General features: G+C 69.7%; 17 protein-coding genes. 11 read left to right on the forward strand and 6 right to left on the reverse strand.

All coding sequences use genetic code 11. From position 1 onward, the window contains the following. Positions 1-112 precede the first annotated feature (112 nt). From ABN273_RS26410 to ABN273_RS26425, 4 genes are all read right to left on the reverse strand, one after another. Entirely contained in the window at positions 113-244 is a 132-nt protein-coding gene (locus ABN273_RS26410; protein WP_349451699.1) for a hypothetical protein, read from the reverse strand. 183 nt (positions 245-427) lie between these two features. Then, the gene (locus ABN273_RS26415) at positions 428-631 is read right to left on the reverse strand and encodes a hypothetical protein (RefSeq protein ID WP_349451700.1); all 204 of its coding nucleotides are present in this window, start codon (positions 629-631) and stop codon (positions 428-430) included. After that, positions 628-795 carry a hypothetical protein gene (locus tag ABN273_RS26420; protein ID WP_349451701.1) on the reverse strand — a complete coding sequence of 56 codons (168 nt, stop codon included), beginning with the start codon at positions 793-795 and terminating at the stop codon, positions 628-630. The genes ABN273_RS26415 and ABN273_RS26420 overlap by 4 nt, the downstream gene beginning before the upstream one ends. Positions 796-839: 44 nt before the next feature. Next, the gene (locus ABN273_RS26425; protein WP_349451702.1) at positions 840-2,264 is read right to left on the reverse strand and encodes a glycoside hydrolase family 28 protein; all 1,425 of its coding nucleotides are present in this window, start codon (positions 2,262-2,264) and stop codon (positions 840-842) included. 139 nt (positions 2,265-2,403) lie between these two features. Here ABN273_RS26425 and ABN273_RS26430 point away from each other — a divergent pair, with 139 nt between their 5' ends. Beyond that, positions 2,404-3,117 (forward strand): MerR family transcriptional regulator, encoded by a 714-nt coding sequence (locus ABN273_RS26430; protein ID WP_349451703.1) that lies wholly within the window; start codon positions 2,404-2,406, stop codon positions 3,115-3,117. A 54-nt stretch (positions 3,118-3,171) separates the two neighbouring features. On the opposite strand, the gene ABN273_RS26435 is transcribed toward ABN273_RS26430, so the two are convergent. Then, positions 3,172-6,249 (reverse strand): rhamnogalacturonan lyase family protein, encoded by a 3,078-nt coding sequence (locus tag ABN273_RS26435; RefSeq protein ID WP_349451704.1) that lies wholly within the window; start codon positions 6,247-6,249, stop codon positions 3,172-3,174. 677 nt (positions 6,250-6,926) lie between these two features. On the opposite strand from ABN273_RS26435, the gene ABN273_RS26440 reads away from it, so the two are divergent. Together ABN273_RS26440 and ABN273_RS26445 are read left to right on the forward strand one after the other, a co-directional pair. After that, on the forward strand, positions 6,927-7,394 hold the full coding sequence (locus ABN273_RS26440; protein ID WP_349451705.1) for a hypothetical protein: 468 nt from the start codon (positions 6,927-6,929) through the stop codon (positions 7,392-7,394). Between the two features lie 61 nt (positions 7,395-7,455). Next, positions 7,456-8,466, forward strand: a complete 1,011-nt coding sequence (locus tag ABN273_RS26445) for a hypothetical protein (protein WP_349451706.1) — start codon at positions 7,456-7,458, stop codon at positions 8,464-8,466. A gap of 109 nt (positions 8,467-8,575) precedes the next feature. Here ABN273_RS26445 and ABN273_RS26450 read toward each other — a convergent pair whose 3' ends face one another. Continuing rightward, positions 8,576-9,598 (reverse strand): PHP domain-containing protein, encoded by a 1,023-nt coding sequence (locus ABN273_RS26450; protein ID WP_349451707.1) that lies wholly within the window; start codon positions 9,596-9,598, stop codon positions 8,576-8,578. Between the two features lie 327 nt (positions 9,599-9,925). Between ABN273_RS26450 and ABN273_RS26455 the strand changes: the two genes are divergently transcribed. The 8 genes from ABN273_RS26455 (at position 9,926) to fabF (ending at position 16,756) form a co-directional block, all read left to right on the forward strand. Next, positions 9,926-10,387, forward strand: coding sequence for a hypothetical protein (locus ABN273_RS26455; protein ID WP_349451708.1), 462 nt, complete (start codon positions 9,926-9,928; stop codon positions 10,385-10,387). Between the two features lie 3 nt (positions 10,388-10,390). Next, positions 10,391-11,533, forward strand: a complete 1,143-nt coding sequence (locus ABN273_RS26460; protein WP_349451709.1) for a glutathionylspermidine synthase family protein — start codon at positions 10,391-10,393, stop codon at positions 11,531-11,533. A gap of 11 nt (positions 11,534-11,544) precedes the next feature. Next, positions 11,545-11,976: a DUF350 domain-containing protein gene (locus ABN273_RS26465; protein WP_349451710.1), complete on the forward strand. Its 432-nt coding sequence runs from the start codon at positions 11,545-11,547 to the stop codon at positions 11,974-11,976. Positions 11,977-12,098: 122 nt separating this feature from the next. After that, positions 12,099-13,223: a PucR family transcriptional regulator gene (locus ABN273_RS26470; protein ID WP_349451927.1), complete on the forward strand. Its 1,125-nt coding sequence runs from the start codon at positions 12,099-12,101 to the stop codon at positions 13,221-13,223. Positions 13,224-13,326: 103 nt separating this feature from the next. Further along, positions 13,327-14,223, forward strand: a complete 897-nt coding sequence (locus tag ABN273_RS26475; RefSeq protein WP_349451712.1) for an ACP S-malonyltransferase — start codon at positions 13,327-13,329, stop codon at positions 14,221-14,223. Continuing rightward, positions 14,220-15,176, forward strand: coding sequence for a beta-ketoacyl-ACP synthase III (locus ABN273_RS26480; protein ID WP_349451713.1), 957 nt, complete (start codon positions 14,220-14,222; stop codon positions 15,174-15,176). Before ABN273_RS26475 ends, ABN273_RS26480 begins: the two co-directional genes overlap by 4 nt. 71 nt (positions 15,177-15,247) lie before the next feature. Beyond that, positions 15,248-15,487 (forward strand): acyl carrier protein, encoded by a 240-nt coding sequence (locus ABN273_RS26485; protein ID WP_139637719.1) that lies wholly within the window; start codon positions 15,248-15,250, stop codon positions 15,485-15,487. Positions 15,488-15,523: 36 nt separating this feature from the next. Continuing rightward, entirely contained in the window at positions 15,524-16,756 is a 1,233-nt protein-coding gene (fabF, locus tag ABN273_RS26490; protein ID WP_349451714.1) for a beta-ketoacyl-ACP synthase II, read from the forward strand.

The raw sequence follows: 16,756 nt of genomic DNA on the forward strand, positions 1-16,756 counted from the left end.
TCGACACCGACCACTCCATCCACGACCGGGAGGAGGGGGAAACCCGGCCGCGCACCGCATGATCCCGGACGCCAAAGACTCAGGTCACGAACCTACAACCGCGTGTCGCGAGTTAACCAGCAGGATCCTTGGATATCGAGCCGAGCGCATAGATTGTGCCGTCGCGCGTCACCAGGTCGTACACCACCGCGTGGGCGCCATCCGGCATGGGGATGAATTCCAGCGTCCACCGCCCGCCGGACATATGCCACAGAGTGCCGCGCTTGCTGTCATACCTGCCCGTAGCGGCCCATAGGCCTCCCCTTCCGTCTGGCACCGTGTCGCCGAACTCGGGCATCCCGTCGCCTGCCGGTCCCCAGAAGCACGTCCACACGCCGGAGAGGTTACGCATCACCAAGGGTCGCCTCGGGAAGACGTCCTCCCCCTCCTAGGCGTCATGCTCCACCCATGCGAAGCTCCCGAGCACCCAGAACTCCGCAGGACCGGTCCGCACCGCCGCCTCCACATAGCGGGTGCCGACGTCCCCGTGCTCCGGCCTGGCATCCGGGGGCAGCGTCAGGTCCGGCCGCACCTCCGGCACGATCGAGTACGTGACCCGTTTCCCCTCGGACCAGTACGCACCCGAGATCACCGGAGAGGCCAGCGCACGTCCCCGCGCAGTGACGTAGGGAGCGACGAGCCGGTACGGTCCGCCGTGGGCGATGTATGGAGGAGCAACCTGAGCAGCACGGGCGACACGACCTCGTAATACACGGTGTAGACCACGAGAAGCGCGAAGATCGTCTTCAGTCGCATGCGCGCCGAGTGTAAGCCAGATCCACCACGCCGGCGCATGGCGATCAGGTCAGGATCAGCGGTTCGCCGTTGGCGCGGACGTTCTTGAGCACCAGGTTCTCGACGTGCTCCACCACGCTCGGCGTCGCGGTGGTGCCGAAGTCCACGTCGGTCAGCGTGATGCCGCGGATCGGCGCGTCGGCGTAACCGCGCAGGTTGAGTGCCCGTTTGGCGGTCCGTACGGTCATGTCCCGCACCTCGATCCCGCCCACCGTGGGGTTGAAACCGTGCCCGGGACCCTCCTCGTAGTAGAAGTTGATGTCGATGACCGAGCCGCCGACCTGACCGATCTCGATGTCCCTGGCGTGGAAGCCCTCGACGAACCCGCCGCGCACGGAGTTCGTCTTGAACCGCAGCGCGATGTCGAGGTTGGGGCTGGACATCGAGCAGTCCCTGACGAAGACCTCACGCACACCGCCGGACATCTCGCTGCCGATCGTCATGCCGCCGTGCCCGTCGCGGAAGGTGCAGCCCTCGACAACGATGTACTCGCTGGGCACGTTCACCCGGCGGCCGTCGGCGTTGCGCCCCGACTTGATCGCGATGCAGTCGTCGCCGGTGTCGAACGTGCAGTCGCGGATCACCACCATCCGGCTGGACTCGGGGTTGCAGCCGTCGTTGTTCGGGCCGTGCGTCTCGACCGTGACGTTCTGCACAAGCACGTTCTGGGACAGCGTGGGGTGGATCTCCCACATCGGCGAGTTGACGATGGTGACGCCCTCGATCAACACGTTCTCGCACCGGTAGGGCTGGATGAAGGACGGGCGCAGGTAGCCGCCCTCGCCGTACAGCCGCTGCGCGACCGGCACCCCCTGCTCGGCCTGGGCGAACAGCGCGGCCCTTGCCTCGGCTTGGCGCGGCTCGCCCGGCTCCCAGCCGTAACTGCCCGATCCCTTCCACGGCCACCAGTGATCGTTGTCCGCCTGCCCGTCGAGCGCGCCGGACCCGGTCACCGCGATGTTCCGCTGGCCGTACGCGTAGATCAGCGGGGAGTAGTTGTAGAGCTCGACGCCCTCGAACCTGGTCAGCACCAGCGGGAGGTACGCCTTCGGGTCGGTGCTGAACAGCAGCCTGGCGCCTGCGGCGATGTGCAGGTCCACGTTGCTCAGCAGGTGGATGGCACCGGTCAGGAACCGTCCCTCCGGCACGTCCACATGCCCGCCGCCCGCCTCATGACAGGCTCCGATCGCGGAACGGATGGCCGCGGTGCAGTCCGTCACCCCGTCCCCGGCCGCGCCGTAGTCCCTGATGTCGAACCGGCGCCGCGGGAACCTCGGCCCGCGCACCCGCGCCACGACGTGGTTGGCCCGCGCCCATGGGTCGCCCCCGGCCGGCGGCGCGGGTACGGCATGCGCGGCTCCCGTGTGGAGAACCGGGACGGCGAAGGGGGACATCGCCATGGCGCGCATGGCGTTGCGGCGGCTTAACATGGGCGGCTCCCCACCGGCTCGGGACGCCCGGATCATATGCCAACCCGTTGCGGTGATCTAGATATCTCTGCGGTATCCGCCGACGCGGACCGTAGAGAGCCCTTGACTCTCAGGTAGCCCGAGACCCGACGCTAGTGGCGTGAGCAACGACGACCTGTTGAGCATCGGCGCCTTCGCCCTCGTCAGTGGCTTGTCGATCCCCGCGCTGCGGCACTATGACGAGGTCGGACTCCTCAAGCCCGCCTTCGTCGATCCGACCACGGGCTACCGCCGCTACCGATCAGAGCAGACGCAGCGAGCTCGGTTGATCGGCACCCTGCGCAGGATCGACCTCCCCCTCGACGCCATCCGCGAAGCCCTTGACCAACAGGACGAGAACGCCCTGCGCCACGTACTCGCCCGGCATCAGGCGCACTTGCTCGAGCGTGCTCACGCCCTGTCCCAGATGGCCTGCACAGTCGGCCAATACATCGAACATGGAGTCCCCATGCCCACCGTCAGCAAGCCCCGCATCGTCCAGGTCATGATCCACGTAAGGGACCGAGAGGAGGCCATCGGCTTCTACGAGCAGGCATTCGATGCCACGTTCAACCCCGAGATCTCGTCATTCCAGTTCGGGACGTGGCCCAGTGACGAGTTCTTCCTGGTGACCATCGCCGACCCGGACCGCGACCTCGCAGGCGCGGGGCCGACACGCTTCGGGCTCCTTGTGCGGGATGTCGACGCCGCCCACCAACGGGCGCTCGCCGCCGGGGCGACCGAGTTGTACCCGCCCGCGGACACTCCCTGGAAGCCTCGATCCTCATGCGTGATCGATCCCAGCGCCAACCGGATCGACCTCTACCAAGGCTGAGCTCGCCCACCCCGCGCCGGGAAGGCCCGCAAGCGGGGTGGACGAGCCCGTACGTCACGGGCGGATCTTCAGCTCGCCGGTGAAGGTACGGCCGTCGGTCAGATGCCCGGTGACGGTCACGGTGACGGTGCCGGTGTAGCCGGCCAGCGCCTTCTCGATGGCGGCGCCGTCCACGCGGAGGTCGCCGTGCGGCAGTGCCGTGGCGCCGAGCTCGACGAGCTTCCCGTCGGCGACCGCGCGGACCGTCCCCGGCAGGATCCCGGCGCGACCGCCGACGTCCTGCCCGGATGAGCCGCGGTGGGGCAGTTCCACGTTGAGCCGGTCCTTCCGGAGCTGGAGCCGGGCCTGGAGCGGGGAGCCGGTGGTCAGGTACGGCGCCGGCGGCGTGGCCATCCCGGTGCCCAGGAAGAAAGCGGTGTGCGGGGGCTGGTTGTAGCCGACGTTCTGCCAGACGATCCCGGACTGGTAGACCGGGTCGTGCATGAGCGCGGGGAAGCGGTGATCCGTCGCGTACGGCGTGCTGTAGAGCCGCAGCGCGGTGGAGCCCTCGGTCCGGACGATCAGTTCCTCACGCCAGTCGCCCAGGAGGTCGGCCTGGAGCGAGGGGTTGCCCTTGGTCGTGTTGTTGGAGTAGGCGCCGGTCGCGGTGAGCATGTTGACCGTGGTCTGCGTGGCCGGGTCCCACTTGCCGACGGTCGGCACGCCGGCCAGCTTTTCGGCCGAGTAGTCGTGGTCCAGGATCTCTCTGGACAGGTCGCCGTCCCACCAGATGGAGTTGCTGATCGCCGGCGTCTTCGTCGAGATGAGCTCGCCGGTGGCGGTGTGGAGCCCGGCCCCGGTGGAGGCCCAGGCTTCCTCGCCCGGATGCGCGGGGTCGATGTCGCCGGTCAGGCCGCGCCCGGTGTCCTGGCCGGTCCTGACACACCAGAGGATTTCGCCGCTGTCGGCGTCGTGCATCTCCAGCCCGCACGGCATGTCGGTGTGTTCGTGCACGCCGACGATCTCCAGGCCGGGGTGTGCCGGGTCGAGGTCGCCCAGGTGCATGGCGTCGCCGTGCTCCAGTTTGGTGGTGTAGAGCCCGGTGCCGTCGTCGTCCAGCGTCATCGCGCCGTAGGCGATCTCGTCCCTGCCGTCGCCGTCCACGTCGGCCACGGACAGGTTGTGGTTGCCCTGGCCGCCGTACCCGGGGTTGTCGGAGCTGGAGAACGTCCAGCGCCTGGTCAGCTTGCCGCCCCGCCAGTCGTAGGCCACGAGCATGGTCTTGGCGTAGTAGCCGCGGGTCATCACGATGCTGGGCAGCACGCCGTCCAGGTAGGCGGCGGCGGCAAGGAAGCGGTCGGAACGGTTGCCGCCGGTGTCACCCCAGTCGGCCAGGTTGCCGCGGGCCGGCTCGTAGTCGACGGTGGCGAGCGCCGCGCCACTGCGCCCGTCGAAGACGGTCAGGTACTCCGGCCCGCTCAGGATCCGGCCGCCTGTGGTGCGGTAGTCGGCGGCGGCGTCCCCGATCACGGTTCCGGCGCCGTCCACGGTCCCGTCCGCGGTTTTGACCACGAGCTCGGCCCGCCCGTCCCCGTCGAAGTCGTCCACCAGGAACGGGCTGTAGTGGGCCCCGGCCCGAACGTTGCGGCCCAGGTTGATCCTCCAGAGCCTGGTCCCGTCCAGCTCGTAGGCGTCGAAGACGGCCGCACCGGTGTAGCCGCCCTGGGAGTTGTCCTTGGAGTTGGACGGGTCCCACTTGAGCACGATCTCGTGCTGCCCGTCTCCGTCCAGGTCGGCGGCGGCCGCGTCGTTCGCGCGGTAGTCGTAGCTGCCACCGCTCGGGGTCACTCCCCCGGCCGGCTTGTCCAGCGGGATGTCAAGGTACGGCGCCGCCCACGGCCGCACCGGCGCCGAGCGGCGGCCCACCCGGCCGTCCAGCACCGCGGCGACGGTGTAGGAGCCGGTGCCGCTGTCCAGATAGTTCGTCTTGTCGGTGGTGGTGAGGAGCTTCCCGTCCCGGTAGAGCTTGAAGCTCACCTCAGCCGGGTCGGTGCCGAGCATCCGCCAGCTCACCAGCGTCCCCTGCCCGGTCGGTACGGCGACCAGGCCACGATCGAGCTTCGCCATCCGGCGCAGCGGATAGGCGGTGACCGGCGAGGTCAGCGTGGCCGAGGAGGCCGACAACCCGCCCGTCCCCGCGGCCACCACCCGGTAGCGGTGCCGGTCGCTGGGCACGATCTCGTCGGTGTAGCCGGCCTCGGTCACGACGCCGATGCGCTTGTCGTCCCGGTAGAGGTGGTACAGCAGGGCGCCCTCGACCGGCCGCCAGCGCAGCGTGATCTTCTTGCTGGAGGCGGTGACCAGTTCCAGGCTCTCCGGCGCGGCGGGGGCGGCCTGGGTGGCGTCCTTGACGGTCACGGTGAGCGGCGCGCCCAACGTGCCGCCGGGCACGGCGACCGCGTAGACGTAGGTCAGGCCCAGCTCAGGCGTGCTGTCGGTGAAGGCGGGCGCGGAACTGCCGCCCAGCTTGGTCCACGGACCGGCGGTGCTGCCGGCTCGGTAGATCTCGTACCCGGCGGTGCCGGTCGCGTTCCAGGCGAGCGTGACGCTCGGGGTGGCAGTCGCCTTGATCGCGGTGGCCGCCAGTCCGGTGGGCGCGGTGGCTGGTTCGACCAGGACCGCGTTCACCCGGCCGTCCCGGCCGAAGGCCAGGTTGAGCTGGCCGTCGGCGACCAGGGCGGTCCCGGTGTAGTCGCCGTACGCGCCGGTGCTCGCGGTGATGGTCCCGCGGTCTTCGCCTTCCACGGCGAGCGTGGTGGCGTTGGGGGCGATGGCGTCCCCGGAGATCACGGTGAGCTCGTACTCGCCGTTGGGCACATCCACGGCGAAGCCGTACGAACCGGAGACGGTGAAGTCACGCGTCACCGGGTCGGCGGTGCCGCGGTCGCGGTAGCCCACCGCCCGGTCCAGGCCGTAGCCGAGGTCGGCGGTGTAGAGGGTGTTGTGCGCGACGCGTGTGTAGCCCTCGGCCAACGGGCTGGACGTGGAGCCGAAGTCGAACTTGAGTCCGGGGGCCGGGTCGAGGGGGGCCGCCACGGCGGGGGTCGCCGAGACGGTCAGCGTGACCGCGGCGGCGATGAGTGCAAGCCTCACGGGCGTACTCCTGCGGAGTGATCTTAGATTAGAACGTTTTTAGCCGCCCGGAAAGCGCTTGCCAAGGCTTTACTTTGCGGCGCCGATCGGCTAGTGACCCAAGATCAAGATCGAGGCGGGGCCACCGAGGCTCGTGGGATGAGCTCGGAGCGCAAGGTTTGCATGGCGCAGGCCGGCTCGGCGCCGCCCAGGGTGTCGAGGAGGACCTCGGCCGCCTTGGCGCCGAGCTGGTGCACCGGCACACAGGGAGCCGGTCATGCCGTCGGTCTCCGTGCAGAACACGGCGGTGACCCGGTCGGGAAGGGCGAGCATGCGGCCGACCTCCCCCACCACCCGCTCCTCCGTCTTGGGCCGACCATCGCCCGAGGTGCGGCGAGAGCCGTTGTCGGTGGATCACGCCGGTGACCGAACCCTCGCGAGTAGACGGTGTCGTCGTCCCGAGGGAGCTGCGAAGCGGGGGTCCGACCGTTCGGCCGTTTGCACTCTCTCCAGGGGTACGGCTGCGCCGTGGGGACTCCCAGTCGTCGTGGCCGGGGTCTGTCCACGGACACGGCCGGGCGGTGTGCGTGGCTGGTCGCCGTCACGGCCGAACGGGAACATACCGCGGATATACCGCACCTCCCTACATTTGCCCTTTGTTGCAACCGAATCACCCCAGACGAAAGGGCGTCATGCGAGTGACAGGCACACTTCGGAAGACCGCGATCTTCGGAGCTCTGGGGGTGGCTTTGTCGATCATGCCCACGGCCGGCGTCTCGGCCTCGGCGACCTCCGCCTCGGGGCAGCGGGAGCTCAATGACAGCTGCGTAGAGTGGGACGACTACGAAGGGCAGGTCAGGGTCTTCTACACGCCGAACGGCTACGCTGACGTTGTCGACGAGATCAATTACTGGCTGGGCGCCGAGAACAACAGGGACCTTGGCAAGAAGAGCAACGTGAGATTGAGGATCCGCGAGTCCCTGGCCGATCGGCCCGACAAGACGCTGTGGGAGTGGAATTCCGGAGACGACATCAAGCCGGGCTGGCACTCCAAGAAGCCCTACAGGCAGGTGGCCTACAAGACGAGGTGGCACGTCGACGTCAAGTTCGTCTTCGATGTCGGCGGCATCGACCCGAAGTGCACCGCCACCACCGGTAAGGCCTGACGCCACGTGACGGGTGTGCCGCGGGCGGCGCGGCACACCCTCTCTCCCAGGAGCAGAATCTGTGATGTCCCGAGCCGTGCTCGCCCTGCTGGTGTTCCTGACCGGCTGCAGCACCGCGACCGCTCAGCCGGAGCCCGACGCGCGGCCGCCGGCGATCGTGGCCGTGTCCGCGGAGGGCGCCGTGGTGGCCGACAACCGGGGCAAGGCGTTCTACGGGCTGGACCGGGCAGGCAGGGAGGTCTGGCGGGACACGGCGGCCTACGCCCAGGGTGCCGACGTGGTCTGCCAGGCGCGCTGCCCCGACCCGGTGTTCTCCGGTGCGGCAGAGGGCCCCGATCCTGAGCCGCGTTCCCTCTCCGGCGCGTTCGCGAAGTCCGACGCCCCGATCAAGCGGGTGTTGACGGCACGTGATGCCTCCGACGCGGTGATCGTCGAGAGCGACGGCTCGGAAAAGGGCAGGCTGCGGCTGATCCGGCCAAAGGGCAAGGAGAAGCACATCCCGGTGGACAGCGGCTTCTCCTGGGCGGAGGACGCGTCCAGGACGATCGCGGTCGCGTCCACCGGGAAGCAGGTGCTGTGGTTCCGGCACGATCGGCGGGGCTGGCGCGAGACCTCCCGCAACACGATCGGTGAACCGGCCAGGCTGATCTGTACGTCGGGCACCACTGCGGTGGTTACGGGGGAACGCGCCTACCTGCTGACCCCCTCGGGCAAGCCAGTGCCGATCAACACCAGCCTCGAAGCCATCGCCGGATGCGCCGCCGGGACGAAGGGCCTGGCCGTGTACGCCCACTGGAAGGACGGCAAGGACAGGCGGTTCACCGGCATCCGAGGTGTCGACCCCCTCGGCAAGCAGACGTGGACACGCGAGATCGCCGACGAGGCGCGGATCCGCGCCCATCCCTCCGGCGCAACCTTCGTGATCACCTACGGCGGGACGGCCGAGGTGGTCGACGGATCCGGCCGCTCGGTGGCCACGCACCCGGGCACCGCCTCTGCCGCCTACACCGCCGACGGCGCGCTGGCACTCCTGACCACCGCAGGAAAACTGCGCTGGGTACACGCCTCTTGACGACTTCTGTAATGCAGTTCTAATGCCATCGCCACATTCCTAGACGCCGTCTACACATGTGACCCTTCCGCCAAGGAAGACATGATCATCCTGAGTGGGCAGGCACGGCTCAAGGGGCCGTCCACTCGAGCAGCCGGTCCACCGGCCACGTGTTGACGATGCGGTCCGCCTCGATGCCGCACCTCGCCGCGCGCTCGCAGCCGTACCGCTGCCAGTCGAGCTGCCCGGGCGCGTGAGCGTCGGAGTCGATCGCGAACACGCACCCCATCTCGTACGCCAGCCGCATCAGCCGCTTGGGCGGATCGAGCCGGTCGGGCCGGGAGTTGATCTCCACCGCCACCCCGAAGCGGCGGCAGGCCTCGAAGACCAGCTCGGCGTCGAACGACGACTCCGGGCGGCGCTCGCCCCGCTTGCCCCCGGCCTGGACCACCCGCCCCGTGCAGTGGCCGAGCACGTCCACCAGAGGGTTCGCGATGGCGGTGACCATCCGGCGGGTCATGTCGTCGCCGTCCATGCGGAGCTTGGAGTGGACGCTGGCCACCACCACGTCCAGCCGCTCCAGCAGCTCGTCCGACTGGTCGAGCGAGCCGTCCAGGTTGATGTCCACCTCGATGCCGGTCAGGATCCGGAACGGGGCCAGCCGCTCGTTCAGCTTGGCCACCACGTTGAGCTGGCGCTCGAGCCGCTCGGCCGACAGCCCCTTGGCCACGCTCAGCCGGGGTGAATGGTCGGTCAGCGCCATGTAGGAGTGGCCGAGCCCGATGGCCGCCTCCGCCATCTCCTCGATCGGCGAGCCGCCGTCCGACCAGTCCGAATGGCTGTGCAGGTCCCCTTTCAGCGCGGCCCGCAGCGCGGCGGTCTCCTCGTCGAGTTGTACGCCCGCGGTCGCCCGCATTCTACGCAGATAGGTCGGAACCTGACCATCCAGCGCTTCGTTGATCACCAGTGCGGTGACCTTGCCGATACCCGGCAGGTCGCCGAGTCCGCCGGTGCGGGACAACCGCACCAGCTCGTCCCCGGGCAGGTCGGCGACGACCCCCGCGGCGCGGCGGAAGGCCCGCACGCGATATGTGGGCTCTCCGGCGCGCTCCAGCAGGAAGGCGATCTCGCGCAGGGCCTCAACCGGTTCCATACGTCACTTCATACCGTTCCTCGACACTGAGTAGGAGTGAATCCCGTGCAGCGGCGCGCCCCGAACGGTCTTGGGCGCACTGGTCCCCCACGTACAACCCCGGGCGGCGACGCACGTCCCGCGTGCGGTCCGATCCGGAGCGGCGGGTTCCCTTTGCGACCTGGTCGTGCCGACGCGGTCAGCGCAGGTGCTTACTCAAGCGAGCTCATGCCCACAGGAATCCCTACCTCACCGAACAGTTCCCAACCCCCAGCAAATGACCACGTCCAGATTGAACGCGGACAAGCACCACCGATAGGCTGATCGGCCCATGAAAGCAGGAGCTTGATGGCACCACCGCCCCAGTACCAAGAGGCGCCAGAACGCAAGTCGTCCAAGACCGTCGTACTGACAGTCGTCGGCGCGCTGTCCGTGACACTGGTCGCCGTCTGGGCGATCGCGGAGTCGAACGACGACGACGAGGTCGCCGCCGACTGCGTCATCCTCGTGGAGGACGACACCTCCATTCCCACGGACGACTTCACCACCGCGACCCCGACCCCGATCCCGGACTCCTACCAGGTCGTCGACGACTCCTACTGCGAGGACGACGACGACGGCAACAGCTCGTACCGGTTCAGCAGCGGCAACTCGCACGGGGCGTACCACTGGTACTACGGCGGCACCAGGAGGGGCGACCGGGTGTACGACGGCAGCACCTACCGCCCGTCCGACGTGAACATCTCCAGCCGCTCCGGCAAAGAGATCCAGCGCGGTGGCTTCGGCAACCGCTGGAGCAGCGGGAGCTGACACGTGCGCCGTGAGCATGGCACTCCCAGGCCGGGCTGGGAGAAGACGATCGAGAGCCAGGGCCTGGCCTACCACCGGGCCGCGCACCCGTCGGGGCTGACCCGGCCCTACTGGGACGAGTCCGTTCACTACGTCTTCTCGCTGGACGAGGTGGAGGCGCTGGAGGAGCAGGTCGAGGAGCTCCACGACATGTGCCTGCGCGCCGTCGAGCACGTGGTCTCGACCCGGCGCTTCGCCGACTTCGCCGTCCCCGAGTGGGCGTGGGAGGAGGTCGCGCGCTCGTGGGAACGCCGCGACCCCCACGTGTACGCCCGCTTCGACCTGCGCTACGACGGCACGGGACCGGCGAAGCTGCTGGAGTACAACGCCGACACGCCGACCTCGCTCGTGGAGTCGTCGGTCGTGCAGTGGTTCTGGCTGCAGGACGTCCACCCGGACGCCGACCAGTGGAACTCCGTGCACGAACGGCTCATCGACCGCTGGCGCGAGTTACGGCTGCCGGCGGGGCCGACGCATTTCGCGTTCACGAACGCGGACGAGACCGGCGAGGAGGCCATGACGGTGGCCTACCTGCAGGAGACGGCCGAGCAGGGGGGCCTGCGGACCATGGCCATCGCCATGGAGGACATCGGCTGGGACTCGCTCAACCGCCGTTTCGTGGACGTCGAGCAGCGCCCGATCCGCTCGGCGTTCAAGCTCTACCCCTGGGAGTGGATGCTGGCCGACGAGTTCGGGCGGCACGCCGTACGGCACACCACGTGGATCGAGCCGCTGTGGAAGACGCTGCTGTCCAACAAGGCGCTGCTGGCCATCCTGTGGGAGCTCTTCCCCGACCACCCCAACCTGCTGCCCGCCTACCTCGACGGGCCGCGCGAGCTGACCTCCTACATCGCCAAGCCGCTGCTCGGCAGGGAGGGCGCCTCCATGCGCATCGTCACCCCCGAGGGCACCCAGGAGACGCCCGGCTCCTACGGCCAGGAGGGCTACGTCTTCCAGGGCTTCGAGGCGCTGCCCGAGTTCGAGGGGCAGCGGCCGGTGCTCGGCGCCTGGGTGGTCGCCGACGAGGCCGCCGGGCTGGGTATCAGGGAGACGAGCGGCCTGATCACCGATGACACCTCCTCGTTCGTCCCCCACCTCATCGCCTGATAGGAATCAACGTGACCCTTCTCGAGACCCTCGCTCGTGGCGCGGGCGCCATCGCCGCGTACGCCGCCGTCGGCGTGATCCTGATGATCGTCGGCTTCTACGTGATCGACTGGGCCACCCCCGGCAAGCTGAGCGAGGTCATCCGCACCGACCGCAACCCCAACGCCACCCTGCTCACCACGTCCGCCCTGGGCGCCGTCGGGCTGATCGTGGCCGCCTCCATCTGGGCCTCAGGCGGCCGGCTCGCGGAGGGGCTGGCGGGCACGGCGGTCTTCGGCCTGGTCGGCATCGTGGTGCAGACCGTGGCGATGCTGGTGTTCGACCGGATCGTGGGCATCTCCGTACGCGACCTGGTGAAGGAGCCCGAGCTGCAGCCGGGCGCGCGGCTGCTCGCCGTCACGCACGTGGCGATCGGCCTCATCACCGCGGTCGCGGTCATCTAGCCCCCGTACGGCGGTCCTGGCCGCGGCGGGGCGGCCGTCGCGGTCATCCGGGTGGAGCTGGCACTCTAGGAGACGTGACAGACCGGACCCGAGAGGACACCACGCGCAGGCTCGAGCGGGCCATGGGCTCGCTCGGCACGGCCGCGATGGCTCGCATGGACGAGCAGCTGCCGTGGTTCCGCGCGCTCAGCGCGGAGGACCGGTCGTGGGTGGGGCTCGTGGCGCAGGCCGGCATCGCCGCGTTCGTCGAGTGGTTCTCGACCGCCGGCGAGGATCGGCCCACCCCCAGCATCGAGTTCTTCGGCACGGCCCCGCGCGAGCTCAAGCGCTCCATCTCGCTCCAGCAGACCGTCGACATCGTCAGGGTCGTGGTGGAGGTGGTCGAGGCGCAGACCCACGAGCTGGCCGCGCCGGGCGGCGAGGACCAGCTCCAGCAGGCCATGCTCCGCTACACCCGCGACGTCGCCTTCGCCGCCGCCCACGTCTACGCCCGCGAGGCCGAGGCCAGGGGCGCGTGGGACGCCAGGCTCGAGGCCCTGATCGTGGACGCCCTCGTACGCGGTGAGGTCGACGACGGCCTGCACTCCTGGGCGGCCGCGCTGGGCTGGACCTCCTCCCCCGTGGTCGTCATCGCCGGCCAGGCCCCCGACGACGACCCCCGCGCGGTCATCGACAGCCTGCGGGAGAAGGGCCGCCGCATCGGCATGGACCTGCTGGCCGACGTGCAGGGCGACCGGCTGATCGTGATCGTGGGCGGCGCGGGGAGCGTCAACGACGCCGCCAAGCAGGTCGTGCACCGCTTCGGGATGGGCCCCATCGTCATCGGCCCCGAGGTCCCCGACCTGCACGCCGCCGCGCGGTCCGCCAGGGCGGCGCTGGCCGGGCTCAAGGCGTCGTGCGGCTGGCCCGACGCGCCGCGGCCGGTGCATGCGGAAGAGCTGCTGGCCGAGCGGGCGCTCGACGGGGACGACGACGCCAGGCAGCAGCTCATCGAGAACGTCTACCTCCCGCTCGCCGGCACGCCGCTGCTCGACACGCTGGCCACGTACCTGGAGCAGGGCACCTCGCTGGAGGCGACGGCGCGGCTGCTGTTCGTCCACCCCAACACCGTCCGCTACCGCCTGAAGAAGATCACGGAGCTGACCGGATACCAGCCCACCGAGGGCAGGTCGGCCTTCACGCTTCAGGTCGGCCTGATTCTCGGGCGGTTGTCGGCAAGCGCCGAAACGTGGCGCGCCCTAACGTAATGGCGGCGAAACCCCCACTGTAGGCTTCCTACAAAACCCCCCGGATGAAGTTCGTGCGGATCATTATCCGCGTGTCGGAGTTCTACAGGGCAAGGTGGGTTTTGTGCTTGTACTCGTCGCTCCGGGCCAAGGTGCCCAAACGCCAGGCTTCCTGTCCCCCTGGCTCGAGCTGCCCGGTGTGGCCGACAGAATCGGCGCCTGGTCGGAGGTCGTCGGGCTCGATCTGATCACCTACGGCACGACCGCCGACGCTGACGAGATCCGCGACACCGCGGTCGCGCAGCCGCTGCTCGTGGCCGCCGCGCTGGCCTCGGCCGAGGCGCTGGGCGCGGCCCCCGACGTGCTCGCCGGCCACAGCGTGGGCGAGTTCGCCGCCGCCGCGCTGGCCGGGGTGCTCACCCACGAGCAGGCCCTCACGCTGGTCCGCGAGCGCGCCAAGGCCATGGCCAAGGCCGCCGCGATCACCGAGACCGGCATGACCGCCGTGCTCGGCGGCGCCGAGGACGAGGTCCTGGCCGCCGTCGAGAAGCACGGCCTGACCCCCGCCAACATCAACGGCGCCGGCCAGATCGTGGCGGGCGGCACGCTGGAGCAACTGTCCGCGCTCAAGGACGACCCGCCGGGCCGCGCCCGGCTCATCCCGCTGAAGGTGGCCGGCGCGTTCCACACCGACCACATGGCCCCGGCCGTGGAGAGCCTGCGCGAGGCCGCCGCCGGCGTCGTCCCCGCGGACCCGCGCGTCACGCTGCTGTCCAACTCGGACGGACAGGCGGTCGCCGGCGGCGCCGAGTTCGTGGAGCGGCTGGTCAAGCAGATCAGCAGCCCCGTCAGGTGGGACGCCTGCATGCAGACCATGGCCGCGCTCGGCGTCACGAAGATGATCGAGCTGCTGCCCGGCGGCACGCTCACCGGCCTGGCCAGGCGCGGCCTGTCCGGCGTGCGGACCGTGGCGCTGAAGACCCCCGACGACCTCGAAGCGGCCAGGGAGCTGATCAAGTGAAGATCCCCGACATCGCCCCGGGCGGCAGGATTCTCGCCTTCGGCCACTACCAGCCCGCACAGGTCGTCACCAACGACGACCTCGCCAAGACCATCGACACCAACGACGAGTGGATCCAGTCCCGGGTCGGCATCAAGGAGCGCAGGGTCGCGCCCCATGGCGAGTCCGTCGAGGACATGGCCACCATCGCCGGCGGCAAGGCGCTGGCCGCGAGCGGCCTGTCGCCGGAGGACGTCGACCTGGTCATCGTGGCCACCTGCACGCTCGAGACCCAGATCCCCAACGCCGCCGCCATCGTGGCCCACCGCCTCGGCATCCAGTCGCCCGGCGCGTTCGACGTGAACGCCGCCTGCGCCGGGTTCTGCTACGCGCTCGGCACCGCGAGCGCCGCCGTGCGGGCAGGATCGGCCAGGAACGTGCTGGTCATCGGCGCGGAGAAGCTGTCGCAGTGGGTCGACTGGACCGACAGGTCGACCGCCGTGATCTTCGCCGACGGCGCGGGCGCCGCGGTGGTGGCTCCGTCCGAGACCCCGGGCATCGGCCCCGTGGTGTGGGGCAGCGCCGGCGACAAGTCCGAGGCGATCCACATCAAGGACCGCGGCGACTTCCTCCACCAGGAGGGCCAGACCGTCTTCCGCTGGGCGACCACCACGCTCCACCCGGTGGCGCTCCAAGCCTGCGAGCGCGCCGGCGTGGATCCCTCGGAGCTGTCCGCGTTCGTGCCTCACCAGGCCAACCTGCGCATCATCGAGGCCATCGCCCGCAAGCTCGGCGCCGACCAGGCCGTGATCGCCCGCGACATCGTCACCGCGGGCAACACCTCGGCCGCCTCGATCCCGCTGGCACTCTCGCGCATGCTCGAGCGCGGCGAGGTCCGCTCCGGCGGTCTCGCGCTGGTGCTCGGCTTCGGCGCGGGCCTGACCTACGCCGGCCAAGTGATCGAGATCCCTTAGCCTCCTCCATCCATCAAGAGCTTGTACGGCACAGCCGTGCAGAACCCAGAAATCAAAGGAGAACCATCGACATGGCTGCCACCGAGCAGGACATCCTCGCGGGCCTCGGCAAGATCATCAACGAGATCACCGGCATCCCGGCCTCCGACGTGACCCCCGAGAAGAGCTTCGTGGACGACCTCGACATCGACTCCCTGTCCATGGTCGAGATCGCCGTGGCCGCCCAGGACGAGTTCGGCGTCGAGATTCCCGACGACCAGCTCAAGAACCTGAAGACGGTCAAGGACGTCCTCAGCTTCATCCAGGGCTGACCCCATTTCCATTCTGACTAGCAAGGAGCGCGAAACGTGAGTGCGAACCGGGTACGTGTCGTCGTCACCGGGCTTGGCGCGACGACGCCCGTCGGTGGAGACGTCACCTCGACCTGGACGGCGCTCCTCGCCGGTCAGTCGGGTGTCGAAACCCTCAGCACGGACTGGATCGACGCCGTTCCCGTGAAGTTCGCGGGGACGGCGGCGGTCGATCCCACCGAGGTGCTGCCCCGGCCCGAGTCCCGCCGCCTCGACCGCAGCGAGCAGTTCGCGCTGGTCGCCGCCAGGGAGGCCTGGCAGGACGCCGGCGCTCCGGAGGTGGCTCCCGAGCGGCTCGGCGTCGTGGTCTCCAGCGGCATCGGCGGCATCAGCACCACGCTGAGCGCCTACGACACCTGGCGCGAGCGCGGCTGGAACCGGCTGTCGCCGTTCACGGTGCCGATGCTCATGCCCAACGGCCCCGCCGCCTGGATCGGCCTCGACCTGGGCGCCCAGGCCGGCGTGCACGCCACCGTGTCGGCGTGCGCGTCCGGAGCCGAGGCCATCGGCCACGCGATGGACATGATCAGGGCCGGCCGCGCCGACGTCGTGGTCGCCGGTGGCACCGAGGCCGCCATCCACGGGCTCAACATGGCCGCCTTCGCTGCCGCGCGGGCCATGTCCACCCGCAACGACGACCCGCAGGGCGCGTCCCGGCCGTGGGACCGCGACCGCGACGGGTTCGTGCTCGGCGAGGGCGCCGGCATCGTGGTGCTGGAGTCCGAGGAGCACGCCAAGGCGCGCGGCGCGCGGATCTACGCCTACTGCGCCGGCGTCGGCTACTCCGCCGACGCCCACCACATCACCCAGCCCGAGCCCGAGGGCCGCGGCATCATCATGGCGATGACGCAGGCGCTGACCGACGCCGAGATCACCGGTCTCGACGTCAAGCACGTCAACGCGCACGCCACCTCGACCCCCGCGGGAGACGTCGGCGAGGTGCGGGCGGTGGCCAAGGCCATCGGCACCCACCCGCTGGTGACCTCCACCAAGTCCATGACCGGTCACCTGCTCGGCGGGGCCGGGGGCATCGAGTCCGTCTTCACGATCAAGGCCCTGCAGGAGCGGATCGTTCCCGCCACCATCAACCTCGACAACCTCGACGACGGCATCGACGTGGACCTCGTCTACGGGGCCAACCGCACGCTGCCTGAAGGCGACATCGCCGCGGTCAACAACTCGTTCGGGTTCGGCGGCCACAACGTGACCGTCGTGTTTAAGGGGGCTTGA

Source organism: Nonomuraea sp. B19D2 (genome assembly GCF_040137845.1).
Taxonomy (GTDB): domain Bacteria; phylum Actinomycetota; class Actinomycetes; order Streptosporangiales; family Streptosporangiaceae; genus Nonomuraea.